General features: G+C 61.9%; 20 protein-coding genes. 9 read left to right on the top strand and 11 right to left on the bottom strand.

Features of this window, described 5'->3' with window-relative positions; all coding sequences use genetic code 11:
• The first annotated feature begins 91 nt into the window (after positions 1-91).
• From FHT84_RS20005 to FHT84_RS19985, 5 genes are all read left to right on the top strand, one after another.
• Positions 92-1,375 carry an ABC transporter substrate-binding protein gene (locus tag FHT84_RS20005; RefSeq protein ID WP_183763746.1) on the top strand — a complete coding sequence of 428 codons (1,284 nt, stop codon included), beginning with the start codon at positions 92-94 and terminating at the stop codon, positions 1,373-1,375.
• Between the two features lie 62 nt (positions 1,376-1,437).
• Positions 1,438-2,133, top strand: coding sequence for an ABC transporter ATP-binding protein (locus tag FHT84_RS20000; protein ID WP_183763941.1), 696 nt, complete (start codon positions 1,438-1,440; stop codon positions 2,131-2,133).
• Positions 2,133-2,867, top strand: a complete 735-nt coding sequence (locus FHT84_RS19995) for an ABC transporter ATP-binding protein (RefSeq protein ID WP_183763938.1) — start codon at positions 2,133-2,135, stop codon at positions 2,865-2,867. Before FHT84_RS20000 ends, FHT84_RS19995 begins: the two co-directional genes overlap by 1 nt.
• Entirely contained in the window at positions 2,854-3,711 is an 858-nt protein-coding gene (locus FHT84_RS19990) for a branched-chain amino acid ABC transporter permease (RefSeq protein ID WP_183763743.1), read from the top strand. Before FHT84_RS19995 ends, FHT84_RS19990 begins: the two co-directional genes overlap by 14 nt.
• 10 nt (positions 3,712-3,721) lie before the next feature.
• Positions 3,722-4,732, top strand: coding sequence for a branched-chain amino acid ABC transporter permease (locus tag FHT84_RS19985; protein ID WP_183763740.1), 1,011 nt, complete (start codon positions 3,722-3,724; stop codon positions 4,730-4,732).
• Between the two features lie 156 nt (positions 4,733-4,888).
• On the opposite strand, the gene FHT84_RS19980 is transcribed toward FHT84_RS19985, so the two are convergent.
• From FHT84_RS19980 to FHT84_RS19940, 9 genes are all read right to left on the bottom strand, one after another.
• Positions 4,889-5,680, bottom strand: a complete 792-nt coding sequence (locus FHT84_RS19980) for an SDR family oxidoreductase (protein WP_183763737.1) — start codon at positions 5,678-5,680, stop codon at positions 4,889-4,891.
• Positions 5,677-6,405 carry an ABC transporter ATP-binding protein gene (locus FHT84_RS19975; RefSeq protein ID WP_183763734.1) on the bottom strand — a complete coding sequence of 243 codons (729 nt, stop codon included), beginning with the start codon at positions 6,403-6,405 and terminating at the stop codon, positions 5,677-5,679. Before FHT84_RS19975 ends, FHT84_RS19980 begins: the two co-directional genes overlap by 4 nt.
• Positions 6,402-8,117 (bottom strand): ATP-binding cassette domain-containing protein, encoded by a 1,716-nt coding sequence (locus tag FHT84_RS19970; protein ID WP_183763731.1) that lies wholly within the window; start codon positions 8,115-8,117, stop codon positions 6,402-6,404. Before FHT84_RS19970 ends, FHT84_RS19975 begins: the two co-directional genes overlap by 4 nt.
• On the bottom strand, positions 8,104-8,973 hold the full coding sequence (locus tag FHT84_RS19965) for a branched-chain amino acid ABC transporter permease (protein ID WP_183763728.1): 870 nt from the start codon (positions 8,971-8,973) through the stop codon (positions 8,104-8,106). The genes FHT84_RS19970 and FHT84_RS19965 overlap by 14 nt, the downstream gene beginning before the upstream one ends.
• Positions 8,974-9,060: 87 nt before the next feature.
• On the bottom strand, positions 9,061-10,212 hold the full coding sequence (locus tag FHT84_RS19960) for an ABC transporter substrate-binding protein (protein WP_348647367.1): 1,152 nt from the start codon (positions 10,210-10,212) through the stop codon (positions 9,061-9,063).
• A 70-nt stretch (positions 10,213-10,282) separates the two neighbouring features.
• Positions 10,283-11,932, bottom strand: a complete 1,650-nt coding sequence (locus FHT84_RS19955; protein ID WP_183763722.1) for an amidohydrolase — start codon at positions 11,930-11,932, stop codon at positions 10,283-10,285.
• 384 nt (positions 11,933-12,316) lie between these two features.
• Positions 12,317-13,267 carry a LuxR family transcriptional regulator gene (locus FHT84_RS31765; RefSeq protein WP_183763719.1) on the bottom strand — a complete coding sequence of 317 codons (951 nt, stop codon included), beginning with the start codon at positions 13,265-13,267 and terminating at the stop codon, positions 12,317-12,319.
• Between the two features lie 148 nt (positions 13,268-13,415).
• A complete protein-coding gene (locus FHT84_RS19945; protein ID WP_183763716.1) occupies positions 13,416-13,946 on the bottom strand; it encodes a flavin reductase in 531 nt (176 codons plus the stop codon).
• A 94-nt stretch (positions 13,947-14,040) separates the two neighbouring features.
• Positions 14,041-15,576 (bottom strand): 4-hydroxyphenylacetate 3-hydroxylase N-terminal domain-containing protein, encoded by a 1,536-nt coding sequence (locus tag FHT84_RS19940; protein ID WP_183763935.1) that lies wholly within the window; start codon positions 15,574-15,576, stop codon positions 14,041-14,043.
• A gap of 89 nt (positions 15,577-15,665) precedes the next feature.
• Between FHT84_RS19940 and FHT84_RS19935 the strand changes: the two genes are divergently transcribed.
• Positions 15,666-16,562, top strand: coding sequence for a helix-turn-helix domain-containing protein (locus FHT84_RS19935; protein ID WP_348647366.1), 897 nt, complete (start codon positions 15,666-15,668; stop codon positions 16,560-16,562).
• 16 nt (positions 16,563-16,578) lie between these two features.
• Here the strand turns inward: FHT84_RS19935 and FHT84_RS19930 are convergent, their stop codons facing one another.
• Together FHT84_RS19930 and FHT84_RS19925 are read right to left on the bottom strand one after the other, a co-directional pair.
• On the bottom strand, positions 16,579-18,057 hold the full coding sequence (locus FHT84_RS19930) for an aldehyde dehydrogenase (RefSeq protein WP_183763713.1): 1,479 nt from the start codon (positions 18,055-18,057) through the stop codon (positions 16,579-16,581).
• A gap of 62 nt (positions 18,058-18,119) precedes the next feature.
• A complete protein-coding gene (locus FHT84_RS19925) occupies positions 18,120-19,571 on the bottom strand; it encodes an APC family permease (RefSeq protein WP_183763710.1) in 1,452 nt (483 codons plus the stop codon).
• A gap of 222 nt (positions 19,572-19,793) precedes the next feature.
• On the opposite strand from FHT84_RS19925, the gene FHT84_RS19920 reads away from it, so the two are divergent.
• From FHT84_RS19920 to FHT84_RS19910, 3 genes are read left to right on the top strand one after another with little or no spacing between them, the layout of a single operon-like run.
• Complete coding sequence (locus tag FHT84_RS19920) at positions 19,794-20,552, top strand: IclR family transcriptional regulator (protein WP_183763707.1); 759 nt, start codon at positions 19,794-19,796, stop codon at positions 20,550-20,552.
• A gap of 19 nt (positions 20,553-20,571) precedes the next feature.
• Positions 20,572-21,825: a Tm-1-like ATP-binding domain-containing protein gene (locus FHT84_RS19915; RefSeq protein WP_246698579.1), complete on the top strand. Its 1,254-nt coding sequence runs from the start codon at positions 20,572-20,574 to the stop codon at positions 21,823-21,825.
• On the top strand, positions 21,822-22,478 hold the full coding sequence (locus FHT84_RS19910) for an HAD-IA family hydrolase (RefSeq protein ID WP_183763701.1): 657 nt from the start codon (positions 21,822-21,824) through the stop codon (positions 22,476-22,478). The genes FHT84_RS19915 and FHT84_RS19910 overlap by 4 nt, the downstream gene beginning before the upstream one ends.

The following is a 22,478-nucleotide window of genomic DNA, read 5'->3' as shown; positions in this document are numbered from 1 at the left end:
TTCTTGTTGGTGTCGCCCGGTCGGGAAGCATCCAGGCCAAGAGCGGCAGACTGCATAGGCGGTGGCAGCGAACATCAAGGGAGGAAAGAGCATGACCCAGGACAATCGCATGAAAATATCGCGCCGGACGGTGCTGAAAGTTGTGGCGGCTGGCGCGTTCGCGCTTTCGGCGCCGTCCTACCTGCGCGCGCAATCGGCCCAGACAATCAAGATCGGCTTCGTCAGCCCTCAGACCGGGCAGATGGCCCCCTTCGGCGAAACGGACGCCTTCGCGCTTGATTTCATCCGCAAGCATCTCGCCAAAGGCATTGAGGTCGGCGGCAAGACATACGGTATCGAAATACTCGAACGGGATGCGCAGTCCAACCCGAACCGGGCTGGTGAACTCGCCGGCGAACTCTGCCAGAACGACGAGGTTCACATGCTGATCCCGGCATCGACGACCGACGTCACCCTGCCCGTTTCGGAGCAAGGGGAGCTCTTTGGCGTTCCCACGCTGTCGTCCACGGCTCCATGGCAGGCCGTCATCATGCCGCGTGGCGGCGCCAACAAGGCATTCGACTGGACCTACCACTTCTTCTGGGGTCTTGAAGACATCATTCAGACCTATGTGAACATGTGGACCAGCGTTCCCAGCAACAAGAAGGTTGGCCTTCTCCTGCCCCGCAACGCCGATGGCGAGGTTTGGGGCGACGACAAGATCGGCCTGCCGCCGGTGATGCGTTCGGTCGGCTTCGATGTCATATCGCCATCAAAATTCGAGATCCGCACCAACGATTTCTCCTCGCAGATCAACGCATTCAAGGAAGTCGGCTGCGAAATCCTTGGCGGGCTCGTCTTCCCTGCCGACCTGCGCACTGCCACCATCCAGATGGCCCAGCAGGGCTTCCATCCGAAAGTGATGTCTGTGGCGGCGGGGCTCCTGTTCCCCTCGGCCGTCGAGGCGATGGGCGATCTCGGCGCCGGCATGTCGACGGAAGTGTGGTGGACGCCGGCCTTCCCCTACAAGTCGTCGCTGACCGGCGAATCCTCGGCCGATCTCGCGGCCAAATGGGAGAAGGCGACAGGCAAGCAGTGGACGCAGCCCCTCGGCTACAGCCATGCCATGTGGGAGATCATCGTCGATACCCTGAAGCGTTCCAGGGACCCGATGGACCGCGCCTCGATCCGCGATGCCCTGAAGGCGACGGATCTCCAGACGGTCGTCGGCAATATCAACTTCTCCAAGGGACCGCATCCGAACGTCTCGAAGACACCGATCCTGGGTGGCCAGTGGCGTAAGGGTCAGAAATGGCCCTATGACCTGAAGATCGTTGAAACCAAGCTCTATCCGATCATGAAGCCGGAGAGCGCATTGGAGACTAAGTCTTGGTAAGCGCTGCGGCCGCAAGAGCGGGCGCAGGAACTTCGGGCAGGCCGCTACTTTCAGCACGCGGTCTGTCCAAGAGCTTCGGCGCCCTTCATGTCGTGCAGGATGTGAGTTTCGATCTGACGGAAGGCGAAGTGCTCGGCGTGCTCGGGCCGAACGGTGCCGGCAAGACCTCGCTCTTCAACCTGATATCGGGCGACATAGCCCTCGATGCCGGCTCGATCTCGCTGGCGGGCGCAAGCATCGACGGCATCCCCGCCTTCAGGCGGGCTTCCAGGGGGATCGGGCGGACCTATCAGATCCCTCGGCCCTACGCCAAGATGACGACATTCGAGAACCTCCTGGTCGCCTCGCGGTTCGCTGCGGGGCGGTCAGAACACGAGGCTTTCGAAAGCTGCGCGGCGCTGCTGGAGGATTGCGGCCTGGCAGAAAGAGCCAACCGGCCCGCAGGCGGGCTCACGCTGCTCGACCGCAAACGGCTGGAAATGGCGAGAGCGCTGGCAGGCGAGCCGAAGCTGCTGTTGCTGGACGAAATTGCCGGCGGCCTGACCGAAGCCGAGGCGGGACAGCTCGTCGCGCTCATCCGCCGCGTGCGCGATCGCGGCGTCACGATCATCTGGATCGAACACGTGCTGCATGCCGTCATGGCGGTTGCGGATCGCATGATGGTGCTCAACTTCGGGCGCAAGATCGCCGAAGGCACCCCGGACGCCGTGATCAACGATCCGAACGTGCGCCGCGTCTACATGGGACTTGAGGGATGATGACCACACCGCTTCTCAGCGCCTGCCGCTTGAGCGCAGGCTACGGCGATTTTCAGGCCCTTTTCTCGGTCGATTTCGACATTACCGCAGGCGAGATCGTCGCGCTCATCGGCGCTAACGGCGCCGGTAAATCGACAATGCTGAAGACGTTCGCCGGCCTGGTCGCCGTGCGAGACGGCGAGGTCAGGTTCGATGGGCACGACGTGTCACGCATGCCTGCCCACAAGCTTCCGGCAAACGGCCTGGCACTCGTTCCCGAGGGGCGTCGGCTCTTCAGGGGCATGACGGTGGAGGACAATTTGCGGGTGGCCGGCGACCGCGCACGCGCGATTTCGTCCGGTGAAAAACCCTGGACGCTCGAGCGCCTCTACGACCTTTTCCCAATCCTGGGTGAACGCCGAAACCAGCAGGTGGAAAAGCTCTCGGGAGGCCAGCAGCAGATGGTCGCCATCGGTCGCGGACTGATGACGCAGCCGAAGCTGCTACTGTGCGACGAGATCAGCCTGGGGCTCGCGCCCAAGGTCATTGGCGAGATCTATGACATGCTTCCCGTTATCCGACAGGCCGGCACGGCCATTCTCCTTGTCGAGCAGGATGTGTCGCTGGCCCAGAAGAGTTCCGACCGCGTCTTATGCATGCTGGAAGGGCGCATCACGCTGACCGGCAAATCCGCTGACCTGACCCGCGAGGCGATTGCGGAAGCCTATTTCGGAGCAAAACATGAAGTGGATTGACGCGATCATCCAGGGCCTGCTGCTCGGCGGTCTCTACGCCCAATACGCGATCGGAATGTCGCTGATGTTCGGCGTCATGCGCATCGTCAACATCGCCCATGGCGATCTTGTCGTACTTCTGGCGCTGATCGGCATCTCGGCTGCCGCCGCCTTCGGGCTGGGTCCCGGCTTTGTCATTCTCCTGCTGGTTCCCGTCGGCGCACTTGTCGGCTGGGTATTGCAGCGCGGCGTTCTCAATTTCGTCGTCGGCGAAGACCCGCTGCCGTCGCTGATCGCCACGTTCGGCCTGTCATTGGCATTGCAGAATTTCATGCTGACCATCTGGTCAGCCGATACGCGGTCGCTGAATGTCGGTCCGCTGGCGCTGAAATCGTTCAATGTCGGCGGCGTCCATGCCGGCGTGCTGCCGATCATTATCTTCGCTGTCGCCGTGGGACTGACCGCGCTGCTCGACATCGTCCTGAAATCGACCCGCTTCGGGCGTGGCCTTCGGGCGGCGGCGGCCGACAAGGATGCCGCCGTGCTTTCCGGCGTCGATACCAAATCGATCTATGCGCAGGCGACGGCGGTTGCGGTGGCCATTCTCGGCATCGCCGCTGTCTTTCAGGCCGCGCGCACGACGGTTTCACCTTCGGATGGCGGGGCGCAGCTGATCTACGCCTTCGAGGCGGTCATCATCGGCGGCATGGGATCGATCTGGGGCGCCTTCGCGGGCGGTCTGATCCTCGGTGTCGCCCAGGTCGTCGGCGCCTATGTCAATCCGAGTTGGGGCATCCTGATCGGCCACCTGGTGTTCCTGCTGGTCCTGATCTTTCGCCCCCAGGGCCTCATGGCGCGTCAATAGGAGTGTCGAAATGAATCCGTCTCGCGTTCTCGTCAATCGTCACACGCTGTCGAGCAAGATTGCCATCCCGCTTGCGCTTTGTCTCCTTCTCGCCATCCCTACCCTGCCCTTCTGGGCGCCGAGCGGCCAGATTCGGCTGGTGATCGAATTGTCGTGCTTCATCGCCATCGCGCAGATGTGGAACCTGCTTGCCGGCTATGGCGGCATGGTCTCCGTGGGCCAGCAGGCCTTCATCGGCGCGGGCGGCTACTCACTGTTTGCGCTCTCGTCATTCGCGGGGCTCAATCCGTTCCTGGCCGTGCCGCTGGCGATCATCCTGCCGGCGGTGCTCGCCGCGCCCTCCTATCTGCTGCTCCGCAAACTCGACGGTCCCTATTTCGCCATCGGCACCTGGGTCCTGGCCGAGACCTTCCGGTTGATCACCAACAATCTCGACGTCGTCAACGCAGGCTCGGGCATGACGCTGCGGGCCATGGGCAGCTTCACGCCGCACCAGCGCGAGATCGGGCTGACAGTCCTTTGCGCGCTTCTGCTTCTGGCGACGGTGGGCGGCACCTTCCTCCTCTTGCGCTCGCGGCTCGGTCTTGCGCTGACAGCGATGCGCGACGATCCGGTCTCGGCGGCCAGTCAGGGCGTCAATGTCAACCGCATGCGCTTCGCGATCTACGTTGTCGCGGCGATGGGAACGGGCCTTGCCGGCGCGATCTACTACATGGCCCAGCTGCGCATCTCGCCGACCAGCGGCTTCGATCCCTACTGGTCGTCGATCTGCATCTTCATCGTGATGGTCGGCGGTATCGGCCATATCGAGGGCCCGATCATCGGCGCGCTGCTCTATTTCTTCGCAACCCGCATCTTCGGTCAGTATGGCGCGAGCTACCTCGTTGTTCTCGGTGTGCTGACAATGGTCATGGCGCTTTTTTCGCCGACCGGACTATGGGGCATCCTCAACAGGATACGGCATTGGCCGTGGTTCCCGGTCAGCCATACGGTCGTCAGGCCTGACACTGTGCAGCACTGAGCAATCTGTTTAAGCCGCCCCGGCGAATTGCCGGGGTGCCCTTGCACGAGCGCGCGATCAAGAACGGGCGGTGTGCGAATTTCTCAGAGAAAAAATGACGGCTTAAAGTCCAATGAGAGCGGCGCGAGCGCGGGTTCAATGAAACGCAGAAGCGAGTTAGCCGAACGCCAGCGTCGGCACGTCGACGATCGTTGATCCGCCATCCACGGTCAGAATAGCGCCGGTGATGATCGACGCTTCCGGCGAACACAGGAAGGCGATCGCTGCAGCGACTTCGTCGGGATGGGCAGGTCGCCCCAGCGGAACGTCGCGTGTGACCATCTGGTAGGCCTCCTCGCGCGACTTCAGATCGAGCCGCGCCTGCAGCTCGGCCATTTCGGCATCCGCCATCTCGGTGGCAACCCACCCGGGGCAAACCGCGTTGCAGCGCACCCCCTGGCGACCGAAATCCCGCGCTATGGAACGAACGACGCCGATCTGCGCATGCTTGGCCACGGTGTAGCCGAAGGCGCTTGCCGGTGCGGCAAGGCTGGCGATCGAGGCCGTCACCGCAATGGCGCCCTTTCTCTTCACAAGCTCGGGCATGGCGGTGCGCAGGAGGACCACGGCGGTATCGAGGTTGGCCCGGCGGGCGCGCTCCCATTCGTCATCCGTGGTTTCGGAAATCGTTGCAAAACCGTGGCCGCCTGCATTTGCGACCACGATGTCCAGGCCGCCAAATCGCTGGACCGTCATGGCGATTGCAGCCTGGGCTTCTGACGGCTCCGCGCAATCACCAATGAAGACATGGGCGCCGATGGGCTTCGCCACCGCCTCGAGCTGCGCGCGCCGTCGGCCCATGATGACCACGTCGGCGCCCTCCGAAGCGAGGCGGCGCGCCGTTGCTGCGCCTATGCCCGTGCCGCCGCCAGATATAAGGGCGACCTTGCCTGTAAATCTTGCGGTCATTGCAATGCCGATCCTTCCGCTGCCGCAGTTTCCGAATAGCCGAGATAAAGCCTGTGCATCAGCGCGGGGTCGCGCGCCAAGGTCTGGCAGTCGCCGTCATAGACGACCTCGCCGCGGCGGAGCACATAGGCGCGGTTGCCGATGGCCAGCGCCAGCGTGGCGAATTGTTCGACCAGGATCACCGCCATGCCGCTATCGGCAAGGCGGCGCACGGCCGTCATCAGTCGGCTGACGATGACAGGTGCAAGGCCGGAAGACATTTCGTCGATCATGATGATCCTGGGCCGATTGACGATGGAGCGGGCGATGACGAGCATCTGCTGCTCGCCTCCCGACAGCATCCCGGACTTGACGTTGCGCCGCTGCAAAAGCTCCGGAAACAGGTCGTAGGCCTCCGCTAGATCCGCATCGGCATGCAGCGCCACCTTGAGGTTTTCTTCCGTCGTCATCTCGGGAAAAACGGTTCTGCCCTGCTCGACATGACTGAGCCCGCGTTTGGCGCGGGTTCCTGGCCGCAGCCGCGCCAGATCGAGATCATCTATCTCGATGGCACCGGCCTTGTGAGGGATGATGCCTGACAAGCTCTCTAGCAATGTCGTCTTGCCCGCACCATTGGAACCGAGCAGAACGCTGATCTCGCCGCTGCGCGCCACGAGATCGACGCCCCTGATGACAGGTATTCCTGATCGATCGACGCGCAGGCCCGTAATCTTCAGCAATGTCACGCTGCAACCTCCCCGAATTCAACACCCATATAGGCTTTTTGCACAACAGGCATGGCGAGAACCGTTTCCGGCTGCCCATTGGCGATCACACGTCCGAAGTCGAAGACGGTGATCTGGGAGCACGCATTGCGGACAAGGTCCATGTCATGCTCGATGAGGAGCACCGCACTGCCGAAGGTCGCAGGAATGGCGGCGATCCGTTCGCCGAGTTTCAGCGCCTCATCATAGGATACGCCGGCCGCTGGCTCGTCGAGCAGGATAATCGGCGGGCGCGCAGCCACGACGCCGGCCACGTCGAGAAGACGTCTCGTTCCCGCATCGACGGCTGCAATGGGCGTATCCGGTGACGGTGCGCCTGCCCAGGCCAGCAGTGCCTCGATTTCGCTTGGCGATGCCGTTCTGGCGGCGAGCCTCATGTACTCGCCGACGCGCAGCTCCGGCGCGATGCGTGTGGTCTGCCAGGTGCGGCGGATGCCATTTCGGGCGCGATCGGTCGCCGAAAGCCCGTCAACGGCATTTCCTTCCAGCAGGATCGACCCTTCATAGCGCTGCAGGAAGCCGGCGATCGCATCGACGAGGGTGGACTTGCCGGCACCGTTTGGCCCTATAAGGCCGACCACCTTGCCGGCGGGAACCGCCAGGTTGACCTTGTCGAGCGCCGTAACCGCGCCATAACGCACGGTGAGGTCGCGGATTTCCAGCGCGTTGCCGCTTTTGTGCACCGCTTTTGCAGGCAGTGCAGCCGCCTGCGGTACGCGCATCTGCGGCGCGCGGCGCGGCAGCAGCTTGCCGAACAGCCGCGTCCAGGTTTGCGCAATCGCCTCGCCGGTCGACAGTGCCTGTACGGCGCCGAGGGCGAAGAAGATGTTGCCAATGTCCTGTGGCAGGTTCAGCCGGCGCAAGAGCTCGGGAAACAGGGTGATCATGGCGCCGCCGATGATCGTGCCGAGCGTCAGATGTGCGCCGACCATGGTCGCCACAGCAAAGAGCGCAAGCGACTGCATCATGGAGAAATTGTCGGCGACAAGCGTTCCGAGATAGCCAGCGAGCAATCCGCCCGCCATGCCGGAGATGAAGGCACTGATCGCAAACGCGCTGAGCTTGGCGCGGGCAATGGAAACGCCGTGCGCGGCGGCGGCACGTTCGGAGTGGCGGATCGCGAGCCACGATACGCCGAGCCTCGACCGGTTGACAAATTCGAGCGCCACGGCGATCACGCCGTAGGTTGCGAGCACGAAGACGAAATAGCCGCGATCGGTGTCGAACAGCTCCGGTCGGGCAACCTGCGTGAACGTCGTCTGTCCCGGAAAGGTAATCGTTGCCAGGACTGTGTCGAAGGCGGCCGCGAAGCCAAGCGTGACGATGGCGAGGTTGATGCCGCGCAATCTCAGCGCCGGCAAGCCGATGGCTACGCCGACCGGCACGGCGGCGAGACCGCCGACGACGATCCACAGTGCCAGACCGCCGGGGGCTTCGACGAGATTGAGATAGCCCGTGACCCAGGCGCCGACGCCGGCAAACGACATCTGGCAGAGCGAAATCATGCCTGTCCGGCCGGTCACCAGCCCCAGGCTTTGCAGGGTGATGCCAACGATGAAGACAGCGGTGATGAGAAACACCCAGTATTTGGGCAACAGAATGAGCACGAGCACGCCGAGGACGACAAGCGACAGTGCAGTGGAAAGGGCGGCGCGAAGACTAGCGTGCTTCATCCCAACGGGCTCCTCTCTGGGACCAAAGAAGGACAACAAGAATGACAAGGAAAGGAACCGTGCTCCGATACTCGCTGACGAAATTGATGGCGCTGACGAGGCCTTCGAGGACGCCGATCATAACGCCACCGAGAAGGGCGGCGCGAAAGCTTGCGAAGGCGCCGATGAGGGCCGCCGCCAGAGCCGGCACGACAAGCAGGCTGAGCGAGGCGAAATCGGGCGAACGCAGCGGCGCGATGATCATCAGCGCTAGCGACGTCACGCAACCCGTCACGGCCCAGACGCCCAGCGACAGCAGGCGGACACGGATGCCGATCAGTTCGGCGGCCATCGGTCTCTGCGACAGGGCGCGCAACTGCAGCCCGGTTCGGCTTCGCATCAGGAACTGCTCCGTCGCCAGCGTGAAGACAACGGCCAGGACGAGCGTCATGACGGCCGCCCAGGTGACTTCCACGCCGGCAAAGCGGAAGGCTGAGCCAGGGATGAGTTCGGGGAAGTAGTGCGGGTGCTGGCCTCCGGTCAGTCTCAGGCCCAATGCGATGATGCCGACGAGAAGGGCCGCAGTGACGGCGGCTTTCGTCGAGGCGTTGGAACTTGCAAACCACGTCGTCGCAACGAGGCCGATCAGGACACCCGCGAGCGCTCCCCCAGCAAGGCCGGCAATGACCGCGAGGAATAGCGGCACGCCCAGGCTGAAGAGCCCGACCATGATGAAGGTTCCCGTAGCGCCAATGGCTGCTCCGGTAAAGTTTACGACGGCAACGAGACGGTAGGTGAAGATGGCGCAGACGCCCAGAATGGCATAGGCTCCACCTGCCGACAGACCCGCTACGGCCGCTGTTATCAAGGAATTCATAAGGCATTTCCCATTTCTGAGAGACTGGGCTTGGACCCCGGCAGAAGCGAACCCGGCACATGTCCGGGTCCGCCCTGCGTTGCAGTCTTACTTGGCAGCCGCGAGCGTAAACCACCCGGGCGTCTTGATCGTCCACTTGCCATCCACAAGCTGCATGATTTTGGAAGCCTGCATGGAGGAGTGCTTCTTGCCGGGACCGAAGACGTAGGCGCTGCCGGCGATCGGATATTTCAATTCCTTGCCAGCCTTCAGCGCAGCCGTGATGCTGTCGCGGCTGACTTCGCCATTGATGCCCGAGATCGTGTCCACCATGATCTTCGCTGCCAGATAGCCACCCTGCGAGAAGGCGGTCTTCGGCAGGCCAGCCTTGCTCATGGTGGATGCCCAGTCCTTGTTGGCCTCGTTATCAGAGAGTGTGTAGGGTTCCCATTCGGTGCCAAGGTAGATGGGCTGCTTGCTGTCGGCAAGCGCCTTGGCGACGCCCTCGGTGTAGCCCGAGGCCAGGAAGAGCCAGTTGATGCCGCTGATCTTCTGGGCATCGGCCGTCTTGATCCATTGTACGACGCCGGGTTCGACCTGGTTGGTCAAAACCGCATCGCAGCCGGCGTCGCGGGCCTTGATCAGATAGGGCGTCAGGTCGCCCTGGAGCGGGAGGGTCCAATCGACCAGGGTGATCTTCTTGCCGCTCCGCTTTTCCCAGGCGGCAATGGCGCCCGCATAGGCTTCCTGCGTGCCGCCGATGACCGCGATGAAGGCGCAGGTCTTCTCGGATTTCAGCTCCTTGGTGGCGTAATCGAGCATGACGGTCGTCAGCGTGTAGGGACCGACATTGACGGGCGAAATGTTCGGCGTGTTGAAGCAGAGCGGGTCGATGCCGACACCCTGAACGGACACGACGTCATTCTTGGCCAGCGTGCCGGCGTTCACGGCGCAATCGAGGAAGCTGGCGCTTCCTGCCAATGCGAAGACCTCTTTGTTATCGATCAGGTCGCGAGCGGCCTGGGCTGCGACCTGCGGATCACCCTTGTCGTCGGCGATCGTGTATTCGATCTTGCAACCATTGATGCCGCCGGCTTCATTCAACTGGTCGAAAACGGCCTTGGCGGCCTTGGGGGCGTCCGAGAAATCGGCGAGGCCGGTAATGGTGGACACGGCGCCGATCTTGATCGGTCCGGCCTTGCAGGTCGGTGCAGCGGCCGCGGAACCTTGCGAAAGGCAAAGGCAGGCAAGCGAGCCCATTGCTGCGAGTAAGAGTCTGATTTTCATGTAACAGGTTCCCCTTTTCTTGGTGTCGTCACGATGTGGCATGTCAGGACTGATGCACGACGCGCCCTTCGAAATACGTGGTCAGGACCTTGGTCTTGCCGATCCTGGTCGGCGGCACATCGAAAACGTTCTGATCGAGAATGATGAGATCGGCGGATTTTCCGGGCTCCAGAGAGCCGGTGACGTCGTCGATGCCCATCGCCACCGCCGGGTTGATCGTGTAGGCGCGGATGGCGCTTTCCAGGTCGATTGCCTGTTCCGGCCACAGCGAAATTCCGGGAAATTCGCCGAAAGGATTTTGCCGTGTCACCATGCCTTCAATCCCGAACCAGGGATTGGGCAGCGGCACGACCGGCCAGTCCGAGCCGCCGGCGATCAGAGCGCCCGTATCCTTCAATGCGGCGATCGGCCAGAAATTGGTGGCGCGCTCCTCGCCGAGAACCTCCTTGTGCCCCTCCAGAAAGGCGGTCGGGAACCACATGATTGGGCACAGGTCGGCCACCACGCCGAGCTTGGCAAAGCGCTCTATGTCCTGAGGCCGGATGTAGCTGGCATGGGCGATCTGGTGCCTGACGGTTGTGGGTCCGTTGAAATGGCGCACCGCCTCGACAGCATCCAGCATAGCGGTGACGGCAAGATCGCCGGTGCAATGGATCTTCATTCCCATGCCCAGCTTTTCCGACTTGTCGATCATGCGGATCAGGTCGGGCTGCTCGACCAGGAGTTCGCCGCGATGGCCCGGCGGATTTGCGCCATTGGAAATATAGGCTTCATGGAAGGCCGCAGTCTGTGCGCCCGGCACACCATCGAGAAACAGCTTGGTGAAGGCGGGTCGCACATGCATGGTCCGGTAGTCGTCGCGAACGGCGAGCAACGCATCGCCCGCGAGACCGAAGATGAAGCCCGGCGCGACCAGCGGCAGCGAGCCGACGGCCCAGGCAGTCAGGTCACTGGAACGATCGAGCTCGGCCAGAGCCTGAAGGATGGGCAGCGCGGTCGCCGCCTCCTGAAACCCGGTGACGCCGAGCGAATTGGCGATCTCGACCGCCTGCTTGACCGAGGATTTCCGCATGTCGGCCGTAAAGGCCTGATCGGCGGCAAATTCGACGATGCCGGAAGCCGCTTCGATGAGTAGCCCGGTCAACCGGCCTGTCTTTGGGTCGCGTCCGAATGAACCCTGCGGCGGCGCCTTGATATTGTCGGAGATGCCGGCTGTCCGCATGGCCACCGAGTTGACCCAACGATTGTGCATGCTTTCGTCGCGCAGCATGACGGGGTGATGGGGGCTTGCCGCGTCGAGCTTAGCAAGAGAGGCATCGCAGTTGAGCGTTGAGATCATGTCGCCGCCCCAGGCATTGCCGACCACCCAATGGCCCGCCGGGGTCCGCTCTGCCTGGGCCCGCACGTAGTCGCAGATCTCATCGACCGAAGCATTGTAGGGGAACTGCATCTCATAAAGCGCCGACTGGCCGGCCATGAGAATATGGACGTGAACGTCGATGAAGCTGGGCATCGCCATCTGGCCTGCCAGCTCAACGCGCTTTGTGTCTGGGCCGCATGCGGCCTGGACTGCGGCATCGCCGATGCACAGGATGCGCCCGTCGCGGATCGCCAGTGCGTCTGTCCAGCTGCCGGTTGCATCCGCAGTATAGATGCGGCCACCGGTCAAAATCAGATCAGCAAATGCGTTCATGTCTTCCCCAGTCTGTTGTCTTGCAGAAAGCCAGCCGCATCCAACGCCGCCAAGGCGGTCGCGGGTCGGTCCGATCTTTCATTGTCAGCTATAGACGCTCTCGCGTCCGTTGCCTCCGCAGTGCGGCATAGCGGCCCGCCTTCGGAGCTCGCCTGCAAATCGTTCTTTGTTGTCTAAAAGACCCACAGCACTCGCGGCAAGTTCTGCCCGATATATCTGTGATCCAGCGTTCCCATATTCCGCGTCCTTGTCTGTGAACGCGTCCCGTATTTTCCGGGCCTTTGTCTTTTGTTAAGGGGTATCTTATGGCGATCACCAGGCCACGATATAGTGCAAATGCACTATAAGGGAGCCATTTGCGGGGCTCCTGATGCGGGACGACCTCTATCCCCGGTCACCATGGCTCGCGAGGCGGGCGAGTTCCACTTTGTTGTGTACGCCGATCTTCCGGTAGATCGCACTGGTCTGGTTGCGCACCGTGTTGACGGAGACATCCAGCTTTTCGGCGATGCTGCGAGCAGTGGCGCCCGCGCTGAGCATTTCCGCAATCTGCCTTTCCTTGGGCGAAAGCAGTTTCCACGGATCTTTCGGCTGGAGCGAAAGCATCCAGAGGTCGCTGGAATAGCGCGAGCGCGAGAAGACTGTGCCTTGCCTGCTCGACAACCGCTCCTGCCTGACGATCTCCTTCAGACGCGTCGAGGGTTTTTGTCCCCGGTGCAGCGTGGCGGCTAAAGCGGCTTCGAAACCCGGAGACGCGAGAAACAGTTCGCCATCATGGTCAAGCAATGCCCAATGGCTGTGCGGATCGACCCCCAGGTTGAGGTCATATTGCAGGCTCAGCGAGAGCGCCTGTTCCAGATGCCTGAGAATTGCCAGAAAATCGGCGGTTTCCGTTTCTGAAAAGGCCGGCCCCTTGCCGAAGCGATAAAGCGACATGAAGAAGTTGAAGGGCCCCTCACGGACATGGCAATGGCCGTTGAGAATCTGGTTCAGGTTGAACTCGTCGGAGAGCGCCTTGAAATCGGGATGTAACGAACTGCCGTCGAGGGTGATCGACTTGGCGAAAAGTTTCAGCGAGCGACCCGTCCGGATAAAGGGATCGTGGGTCTGTCGTGTCTTGACCGCAGCCTCGAAGTTCTGCGGGAGCCCACTCAGGTTCGTATGGATGATGGAAATCTTGCCTCCGCGAAACAGCGACCATCCACACCAGGCAGCGTCGAAGACGATGACATCACGCACGAGATCGAACATATGCTGCTGAAACCGCAACGGCGTATGCGTGTTCGCCTTGTCGATCAAGGTCAGGACAAATTCGCTCAACTCGTAGCGGTTCACGGTCTGCCGATACCTTTCACGTCCGAGTCCGCCTGCGGACGGATCGGATTTCTTCCCGAGCGTCATCATGCCGATGGAAAGTTTACGGTCAATTATCCTGCTGGATCAGGATGCCGGACGCTGCATGTACAGCCAATTGCGTGTGCGGTTATCCGCCGAAGCTGCCTGCCTGCGTCGGAACATGCACGAAGTTGCGATCGAAGTAGAGAAGCGCGTGGCCGTCCTTGCGGGAACGGATTTCGGTGACCTCGCCGATCAGGATATTGTGCGTTCCCACCAACTTGATATCGACCAGACGGCAATCGAAGGACACGATGGCATCGTTGAGCGCCTGGTTGCCGGATTTGAGGTTCTGCCACTCCGCCGCTGCATAGCGCGCATCCATGCTCTGTTCCTGACCCGCAAAAATCGAGGCCAGATCGCGATGTTCGCCGGTCAGGACGTTGACGCAAAAGCGCTTGTTCTCGGTGAAGAGGCTCGTTTGCGCCGAGCGTGAATTCATGCAGACCAGAAGCGTTGGCGGTTCGTCGGTCACCGAACACATGGCCGTGGCCGTAAAGCCTCCGCGGCCCGCGGGACCGTTGGTGGTAATGACATTGACGGGTGCACACACCCGTGCCATCGCATTGCGAAACTCTGTCTTGGCAACCACGTCTTCTTTGGCGACCGCAACTTCCATGTAAATTCCTCCCGGCAAAAAGGTCGAACGGAGCTGCGGCAGGGCTGCTGCACTGTCTGCACCTCCGTCAAGGCATCATGAGGCTGGCCTGTCCTCACCCGTTGAGGGGCGGCAGCCACGTATCGCCGGTCCAGCCGCTCTGGTCGTAATCGGCCATGCATTGATCCACGAGCGCTTCCATCTGCTTCAGCGTGCCGCCGCGTTCGGCGCCCTTGAGCACCTGCAGGCGGACCTCCTCCGGCGCGCCAGCATAATTGAGTTCGTAAAGCGCGTGACGCCCGCCGAATTCAGTCCCGGTCGCATCCCAGAGCAGTTTCATGATCTTGATGCGCTCAATGTGACCCATGTCGTTCGATCCACGAACATATTGGGCGAGGTAGCGATCGATCTCGGGATTGCCGAAATCCTTGGCGGAAGACGGCAGGTAAATAAGGCCCGACGCCACCGTTCGGCGGATCAGGTCGATGACCTTGGGATAGGCCTCCGACATGAAGGTGCGATAGCAAAGGGCGGCCTCTAGGTTAGGCAACACGGTGCCATTCGCCCACTTCACGGGATTATACGCCATGGCGTTGGAAAACGCCCAGAACTGGTGGCGCGTGGCGATGACTTCGCCGAGCATGGCCTGATTGCCGCGGAAGGCGTCGCCGCCGGTTGCTCTCAGCGCTTTGGCCAGCAGGCCGGAAACGAAGTCGAGCTTGACCGCGAGCCGCGTGCAGCCCTGGAAGCAATAGCCGTGCATGAAGCCGGAGGCCGGGTGGAACGAAAGGATCTTGGCCGCATCGCGCAGAACGAGCACGTCTTCCCAAGGCACGAAGACATTGTCGAGAACGAGAATGGCGTCGTTCTCATCGAAGCGCGACGACAGCGGATAATCAAACGGATGGCCGACCGTGTTGGCGGTTTCCTCGTAGGAGACGCGGCAGAAGAGCTTCACGCCCGGCGCGTTCAGCGGAACGATGAACATGACCGAGAGCGACGGGTCCTCGGTGACCGTGACCGAACTCTGGGCCAGGAAGTTGTAATGCGTCAGCGCCGAAGAGGTCGCAACCACTTTGGCGCCGGAGACATAGATGCCCGCATCCGTTTCCCTGGTGATGTGGACGAAGACGTCCTTGACCGCTTCCGCCGGCTTGTGGCGGTCGATCGGCGGGTTGACGATAGCGTGGTTCATGAACAGCACGTTTTCCTGCGCGCGCTTGTGCCAGGCCAGCGCATTGTCCTTGAACGGACCGTACCAGTCGGCGTTTGCGCCCAGCGTATTCATCAGCGCCGCCTTGTAGTCCGCCGTGCGGCCCATCCAGCCGTAGGAAAGGCGCGCCCAGTCGGCAATCGCGCCCTGCTGGGCCACAAGATCTTCGGAGGATTTGGCGACGCGGAAATACTTATGCGTATAGCCGCCGGACCCGGTATCGGTCGGCGAAGTCAGGCGATCCTTCGACTTCGGGTCGTGAAGCGCATCATAGAGCCGGGCAAGCGACCGCGCCGAATTGCGCATCGACGGATGCGTCGTCACGTCGGCTACGCGCTCGCCATTGATATAGACCTCGCGGCCATCCTTCAGGCTTTCGAGAAATTCCGCGCCCGTAAACGGGCGCGACTTGTCGGCCCGGAAATCCTCGGGTTTCAGATGAGCCTGGCGCTGCTGAATATTCATGGTTTCCTCCCTTGACGTTGATCAAGGAATAGCGCTTGCCATCGCCCGCCTCCATGGACAGAATGGCAAAATCGATTGCACTTTTTTCGATGAATGACATGGATCGGAGCGTTCCAAACTTTTTCGTCTACGGCGAGCCCGCCCGCGCGCTCGACATCGGCTTCATGCATGTGGAGACGGTTATGGAGCGAAAACATGTGCATATGGGCAAGGTTGAGGCCCATATGCACAGGTCCATGGCGCAAATCACCTTCTGGACCTGCGGCCGGGGCCGGTACTATATCGAAGATCAGCAATTGGATTTTATCGCGCCCGCCGTCAGCTTTGTGCCGAGCGGCACCGTGCATGGCTTCACCGTGGATGCCGAGGAAGCGGACGCCATCGTCGCGTCCATAGCCGACAGCGCGCTGCCGCCGGTTGGGGCACTATCTAGCCTTTCGCTGCATCGGCCGGTGATGGTCAGGTCAATCACGCCCGACCCGGTTTGGCAGCAGACGGAAGCCACGATGATGCGCCTTCTGGGCGACTATCGTAGCAGCATCTCCCATACGCTGGGTGCGCTGATCGCCGTGGCCCTGAATGACATCGCGACCCTCGTACAGCGCAGCGCGACGGCCATGACGGTCGATCAGGACGGTCTGGGCTCGGGCTTCCGGGCCCTCGTCGAACAACACTTTCGCGAGAACTGGCCGCTCGAACGCTATATCGACGCGCTGGCCACCACCACCCATCTCTTGTCGAAGGCCGTGCGCTCCGCCTATGGGGCCACGCCCAAAGCCTTTATCGAGCAGCGACGACTTGTCGAGGCGAAGCGACTTCTGCTCTTCACCGTCCGGTCCGTGGAAGATGTCGGATACGAAGTCGGCTTTCGCGATCCGGCCTATTTCTCACGGGTCTTCCGGGCCGCCACGGGCCAGCCGCCGGGGCTTTGGCGGCTGCAGAACGCGGAGAAAATGTGAGCCTGCGGCAGCCCCGTCAGAGCTGGATCCAGGCCGTCTTCAGGTCGGTATATTTGTCCAGCGCATGCAGCGACTTGTCGTGGCCATTGCCAGATTGCTTGACGCCGCCAAGCGGCACCGTGCCGTCGGCCCCGCCATAGCTGTTGACATGGACGACGCCCGCGCGGATGGCCCGCACCATGCGGTGAGCGCGGCTCAGGTTGGAGGTCCAGACGGCCGAGGCCAGACCGTAGTCCGTGCCATTGGCGATCGCGACGGCTTCGGCTTCCGTATCAAACGGGACGATCGACAGAATGGGGCCGAAAACTTCCTCGCGCGCCAGCGTCATTTGCGGCGTGACCTCGAAGACAGTCGGCTGCATGTAGAAGCCGCCGGTATCCTGAAGTATCTGCCGGCCGCCCGCCACAAGCCGCCCGCCTTCTTCGAGACCGCTCTGGGCAAAGCCGAGGTCTTTGTGCAGCTGGGCCTCGCTCGAAATCGCGCCCGCCTCGGTCGACATGTCCAGCGGATCGCCGACCTTGATGCGCGACGCAAGGGCGGAAATCTTTTCCGACAGTTCGGCGGCGATGGAACGCTCGACCAGCAGGCGCGAGCCTGCCACGCAGACCTGGCCGGAATTGCGGAAAATGCCGTTGGCGGAGACCTTGGCGACGCGATCAAGATCGGTTGCGTCGGCAAAGACGATGTTGGGCGATTTGCCGCCGAGTTCCAGATAGACGCGCTTGAGATTGGAGCGCGCGGAATATTCCAGCAGGCGGCGTCCGACCGGACCCGAGCCGGTGAAGGCCAGAACGTCGATATCCTTGTGAAGGCCGATCGCCTCGCCGGTGATCGCACCGCGGCCGGTCACCACGTTGAGCACGCCTTCCGGCAGGCCGGCCTCGGCGCAGAGTTCTGCCAGACGAAGCAGCGTTAGCGATGCGCCTTCGGCGGGTTTCAAGACAACCGAATTGCCGGCCGCAAGCGCCGGCGCGATCTTCCACGCGCCGATCATCATGGGAAAATTCCAGGGCACGATGGCCGCAACCACGCCCACCGGTTCACGCTCGATGAGCGCCAGAATGTCATGCGATGTCGGGGCGATTTCGCCATAGACCTTGTCGAGCGCCTCGGCATAGTAGCGGAAGGTCCCCGATGCGCTGGCCGGCTCCGCCTTCAGCGCCATGGAAATTTCCGTACCGTTGTCGCGCACGCCCAGAACGGCAAGTTCCAGCGCATGGCGGTCGATGAGATCGGCGATCTTGAACAGGACTTTCTTGCGCGCCGCCGGAGAGGTCTTGGACCATGTACCCTTCTCGAACGACGCACGCGCTGCACGCACGGCCGCGTCAACATCCGCCGCAGATGCGTCGGCAAGGGTCGTCAGGCGCGAACCGTCAATCGGGGATATGACCTCGAGGGTCGCGTCATCGGCCGCATCGCGCCATTCACCGTTGATGAAGAGGCGCTGCGCCGGAACAGGCATGTGGCGAAGGCGATCAATATCTGCTTGCACCGGAAACTCCATGTCAGGATGGGAAAGGACGGCGCGAGGCGCCGTCCCGGATATGGTGGCTATCAGTCGATTTGCGTCGCGCCGAGGCGGGCAAACTGAGCCGGATTGGCTGCTTTCAATCTAGCTGCCGCCAGGAAACCAAGGACAGCGGCAATGAGCACAAGCCCCGGAAGGAAGATGGCCAGTGCCCCGGTCGCGCCTGCCAGATCGCCGAAATGAACGGCGATATAATAGACGAGCGCCAGAAGAACGACACCGGTGATCACTGGCAGCACCTTGGTCACGACCGGGTTCGACTCCACGCCGGGATTGCGGCTGAAGAAGACGACGATGGCAAAGGCCGTCGACGCCATCAGCAGGATGATGGCCAGCGTCGCCACGTTGGTCAGCCACGAGAACTGTGCAAGCACGGGATCGAGCCCGAGTGCGGCAAAGATGGCCACGACAATGACCGCAATCACCGTCTGGACGATCGAGGCGACATGCGGGCTGTGGAAGACCGGATGGGTGACGCCGAGAGATGATGGCAGCAGGCCCTCGCGGCCCGCGACATACATGTAGCGCGCCACACCGTTGTGGAATGCCAGAACGCCGGCAAAAAGACTGGAGACGAAGAGAACGTTCATCACCACCGTGATCCAGTGGCCGACATAGCGTTCCGCAAGACCGAACAGGAAGGTCGTCGGATCCTTGAGCCCCTGGAGCGTCGGAACGAGCTTGTCGACGCCTTCGCCACTCACCATCAGCCATGAGGTGAACATGTAGAAGACGCCGATGATGAGGACCGACGAATAGGTCGCACGCGGTACCGTCAGATGCGGATCGCGGGCCTCTTCGCTGAAGATGGTCGTCGCCTCGAAGCCGATGAAGGCGGCAAAGCAGAAGAGAAGACCAATGGACGGCGATCCGGACAGGACAGTTGCAGGCGTGAACGAGGCCAGCGAAAGCCCGCTATCGCCACCCTTCATGAAGATCGCGACATCGATCACCAGCACGACAAGATATTCCAGGAGCACCAGCACCGTGAGAATCCTGGCCGAAAGATCGACACGGCGATAGCCGAAGAGCGCCACGATGCCGATGCCGATATAGGTCCAGACCCACCACGGCAGTTCCAGTCCCATGCCGGCAAAAAGGCCGGAGGTGGCCGCACCGAACATGCCGAACACGCCGATCTGCATGGCATTATAGGCCAGAATGGCGACCATCGCGGCACCGCCGCCGAGAAGCCCGCCCAGCCCCTGCGCCGTATAGGCGTAAAAGGCGCCCGCATTGCGGATATGCCGCGCCATGGCGACGTAGCCGATCGAAAACAGCAAAAGAATAAGCGTGACGATGAGGAATGTGCCGGGAATCCCCGGACCATTGCCAAGCAGCATGGACAGCGGAACCCCGCCGGCCACTGCCGTCAGCGGCGCAGCCGCCGAGACGACGAGAAAAGTGACGCCCAGCGCGCCGAGGCTGTTTTTACGCAGCTGATTTTGCCCGGTCCTTTCCGGGATCTGTGCAGACATGTTGAAAGCTCCCCTGCTTTTTCACGATTTCGAAGCGAAAAATTGTCCGGTGTGCCCGGATCTTGCATTTTTCGGTTCAGTTATTGAACCGTTGATTTAAATATAGACTTGCAATTAATCCCGAACGCTGTCAAGTTAATTCGCATGTTAAATATCTCCCTCCGGGGGAGCGTGCGCAGCATGAGGCGATCGGACAACCCGCTGAGCATGTGAAGGGACATCATGAGCACTGTCGCCAAGGCACTTTCTGTACTGGAGACACTCGCGGACATGCCGGGAGAACCCGGCCTGACGCAGATCGCGCGCGCCGTTCAACTCGACAAGGCAACCACACATCGGATGCTGGTGGAGTTGGAGAAGTTCGGCTTCATCGAGCAGGAAGTGACCACGCGCTGTTATCGGCTTGGCAACGCACCTGTCCGCCTCGCCCATATCCGGGAAAGCCGCTATCCGTTTTTGGATGTCGTGCTGCCGCAAATCCGCCGGCTGGCGGCAGAGACCAATGAAACCGTGCATCTGTCGCGCTTCATCAGCGGGCGGCTTGCCACGGTGCATGTGACGGAATCGACCCACGCCAACCGTGTGACGATCCCAAGCGGCGCGATCCTTCCGCTGCATGCGACCGCCTCGGGGATTGCGTTTCTTTCCGCGCTTCCCATGGCGGAGCGCAACGCGCTGCTGGGCGACGCGCTGGAGACATTCACGGCGCAGACGGTCGTCTCCCGCACGATCCTTGAGCAGACCATCCGGGACGCGGTGGAGCGAGGCTATTCGGCAAGCCAGAGCGGCTTTGACCTCGGCGTGTCGAGCGTCGCTGCGCCCATTCTGGACAATCGCAATCACCCGATCGGAACCGTGGCCGTTGCCTGTCCGGAAACGCGAATGTCACCACGGGAGATCGAGAAATACGGGGCCATGGTCGCGCAGACGGCCAGGGATGTCACCCGCGCCTATTGGGGAACCAAACAAAAAGCAGGCTAAGCCGCATGGGAGCAAATATATGAAGTCAAAGAGAACAGACCCGCACATCCTCATCATCGGGACGGGCGACACGAAAAGCGACGAACTGACCTTCATGGCGCAAACCATCCGCGAGGGTGGTGGCGTGCCTGTCATGGTCGATGTCAGCGTCTTGTCCGATCCGCCCTATGTCAGCGAATTCGATCGCCACGACATCGCCGCCGCCGCCGGCACGACGATCGCGGCGATCATCGACAGCGGGGACGAAAACACCGCGTTGGAATGGATGGCGCGCGGGGCGTGCGCGCTGGTCAAACGCCTGCATGCGGAAGGTCGTGCCGACGGCGTGCTCATGCTCGGCGGATCAATGGGAACGGACCTAGCGCTCGATGTCGCCAAGGTGCTGCCCGTCGGCGTACCGAAATTCGTCATCTCGACGATTGCTTATTCGCATCTCCTGCCACCCGACCGCATCGCACCGGATCTGATGATGATCCTCTGGTCGGGCGGGCTTTACGGCCTGAACGCCATATGCCGGTCCATCCTTTCCCAGGCAGCCGGTGCGGTCCTGGGCGCGGCGCGGCTCGGCGAGCCCGTCGAGGACAGGAAGCCTCTGGTCGGCATGACGTCGCTCGGCTCGAGCTGCCTCAAATATATGAAGACGCTGAAGCCGGAGCTGGAAAAGCGTGGCTATGAGGTCGCAGTCTTTCATTCGACCGGCATGGGCGGGCGGGCCTTCGAGCATATCGCTGCCGAGCGCGGTTTCGTCGCGGTGATCGATTTCTGCATTCAGGAAGTGTGCAATCACGCCAATGGCAGCGTCGTCACATCAGGGGCCGACCGGCTGGAAAATGCCGGAAAGGCGGGCGTGCCGCAGATCGTTGCTCCGGGCGCGGTCGACATGGTCGATCTTCCCGCATGGCAATCATTGCCCGCGCATCTGGCGGAGCGGCCCTACCACGCCCACAATCGCCTCATCGGCTCGATCACGCTGTCCGCCGAAGGCCGGCGCAACATGGCGCGCCTGATCGCGGAAAAGCTGGGTAGCGCGACAGGCCCGACGGCGTTCATCCTTCCCACAGGTGGCATCCAGGAATGGGACCAGGAGGGCCAACCGCTCTTCGAGCCGGAAGCCACCGCCGCCTTCAACGACGAAATCCGCCGCGTGCTTCCCCCCCACATCGCCATTGAAGAGGTTGATGGCCATATCAACGGCCCGGAATTCAGCGTCCGGACCCTTGCGCTCTTCGATCGCTGGGTCGCCGAGGGCAAGATCGTGAAAGGTATCCTATGAGCAGCAATGCCGACAAAGCCCTGATCCTCGACTTCGGCGGTGTCGTGACCCGCACCCTCTTCGAGACCCATGCAGAGACGGAGCAGGCGCTTGGCCTGCCGGCCGGAACGCTGACCTGGCGCGGGCCGTTCGATCCCGCCACCGATCCGCTCTGGGTCTCGATGCAGAACCGCGAAATCACCGAGCGCGATTACTGGATGGAACGGACCCGCGAGACCGGCGCGCTCATTGGCGAAACGTGGACGGACATGGTGACCTTCGTGAAGCGGGCGCGCGGTGCCGATCCGGGACTCGTCCTGCGGCCGGAAGCGCGCGACGCCATTCTGAAGGCAAAGGATGCCGGGCTTCGGCTGGCGATCCTGTCCAACGAACTCGACCTCTTCTATGGGGCGGAATTTCGCAAGACGTTCCCGCTGATCGATCTCTTCGATGTCATCGTGGATGCCACCTACACGAAGATCCTGAAGCCCGACCCACGGGCCTATGAACTGGTTCTGGCCGAACTGAAGCTTCCCCGCGAGGCCTGCGTCTTCGTGGACGACCAGAAGAAGAATATCGAAGGCGCGGTAGCCGTGAACCTTCCCTACGTGCATTTCGACGTGACCCGCCCGGCAGAGAGCTACGCACAGGCGCTCTCCATGCTCCGCCTATGA

Source organism: Rhizobium sp. BK289 (genome assembly GCF_014193575.1).
In the GTDB taxonomy this organism is placed as follows: Bacteria; Pseudomonadota; Alphaproteobacteria; order Rhizobiales; family Rhizobiaceae; genus Rhizobium; species Rhizobium tropici_C.
Note: the sequence above shows the minus strand (reverse complement) of the source record. Positions and strands in the feature narration are given on the sequence as shown.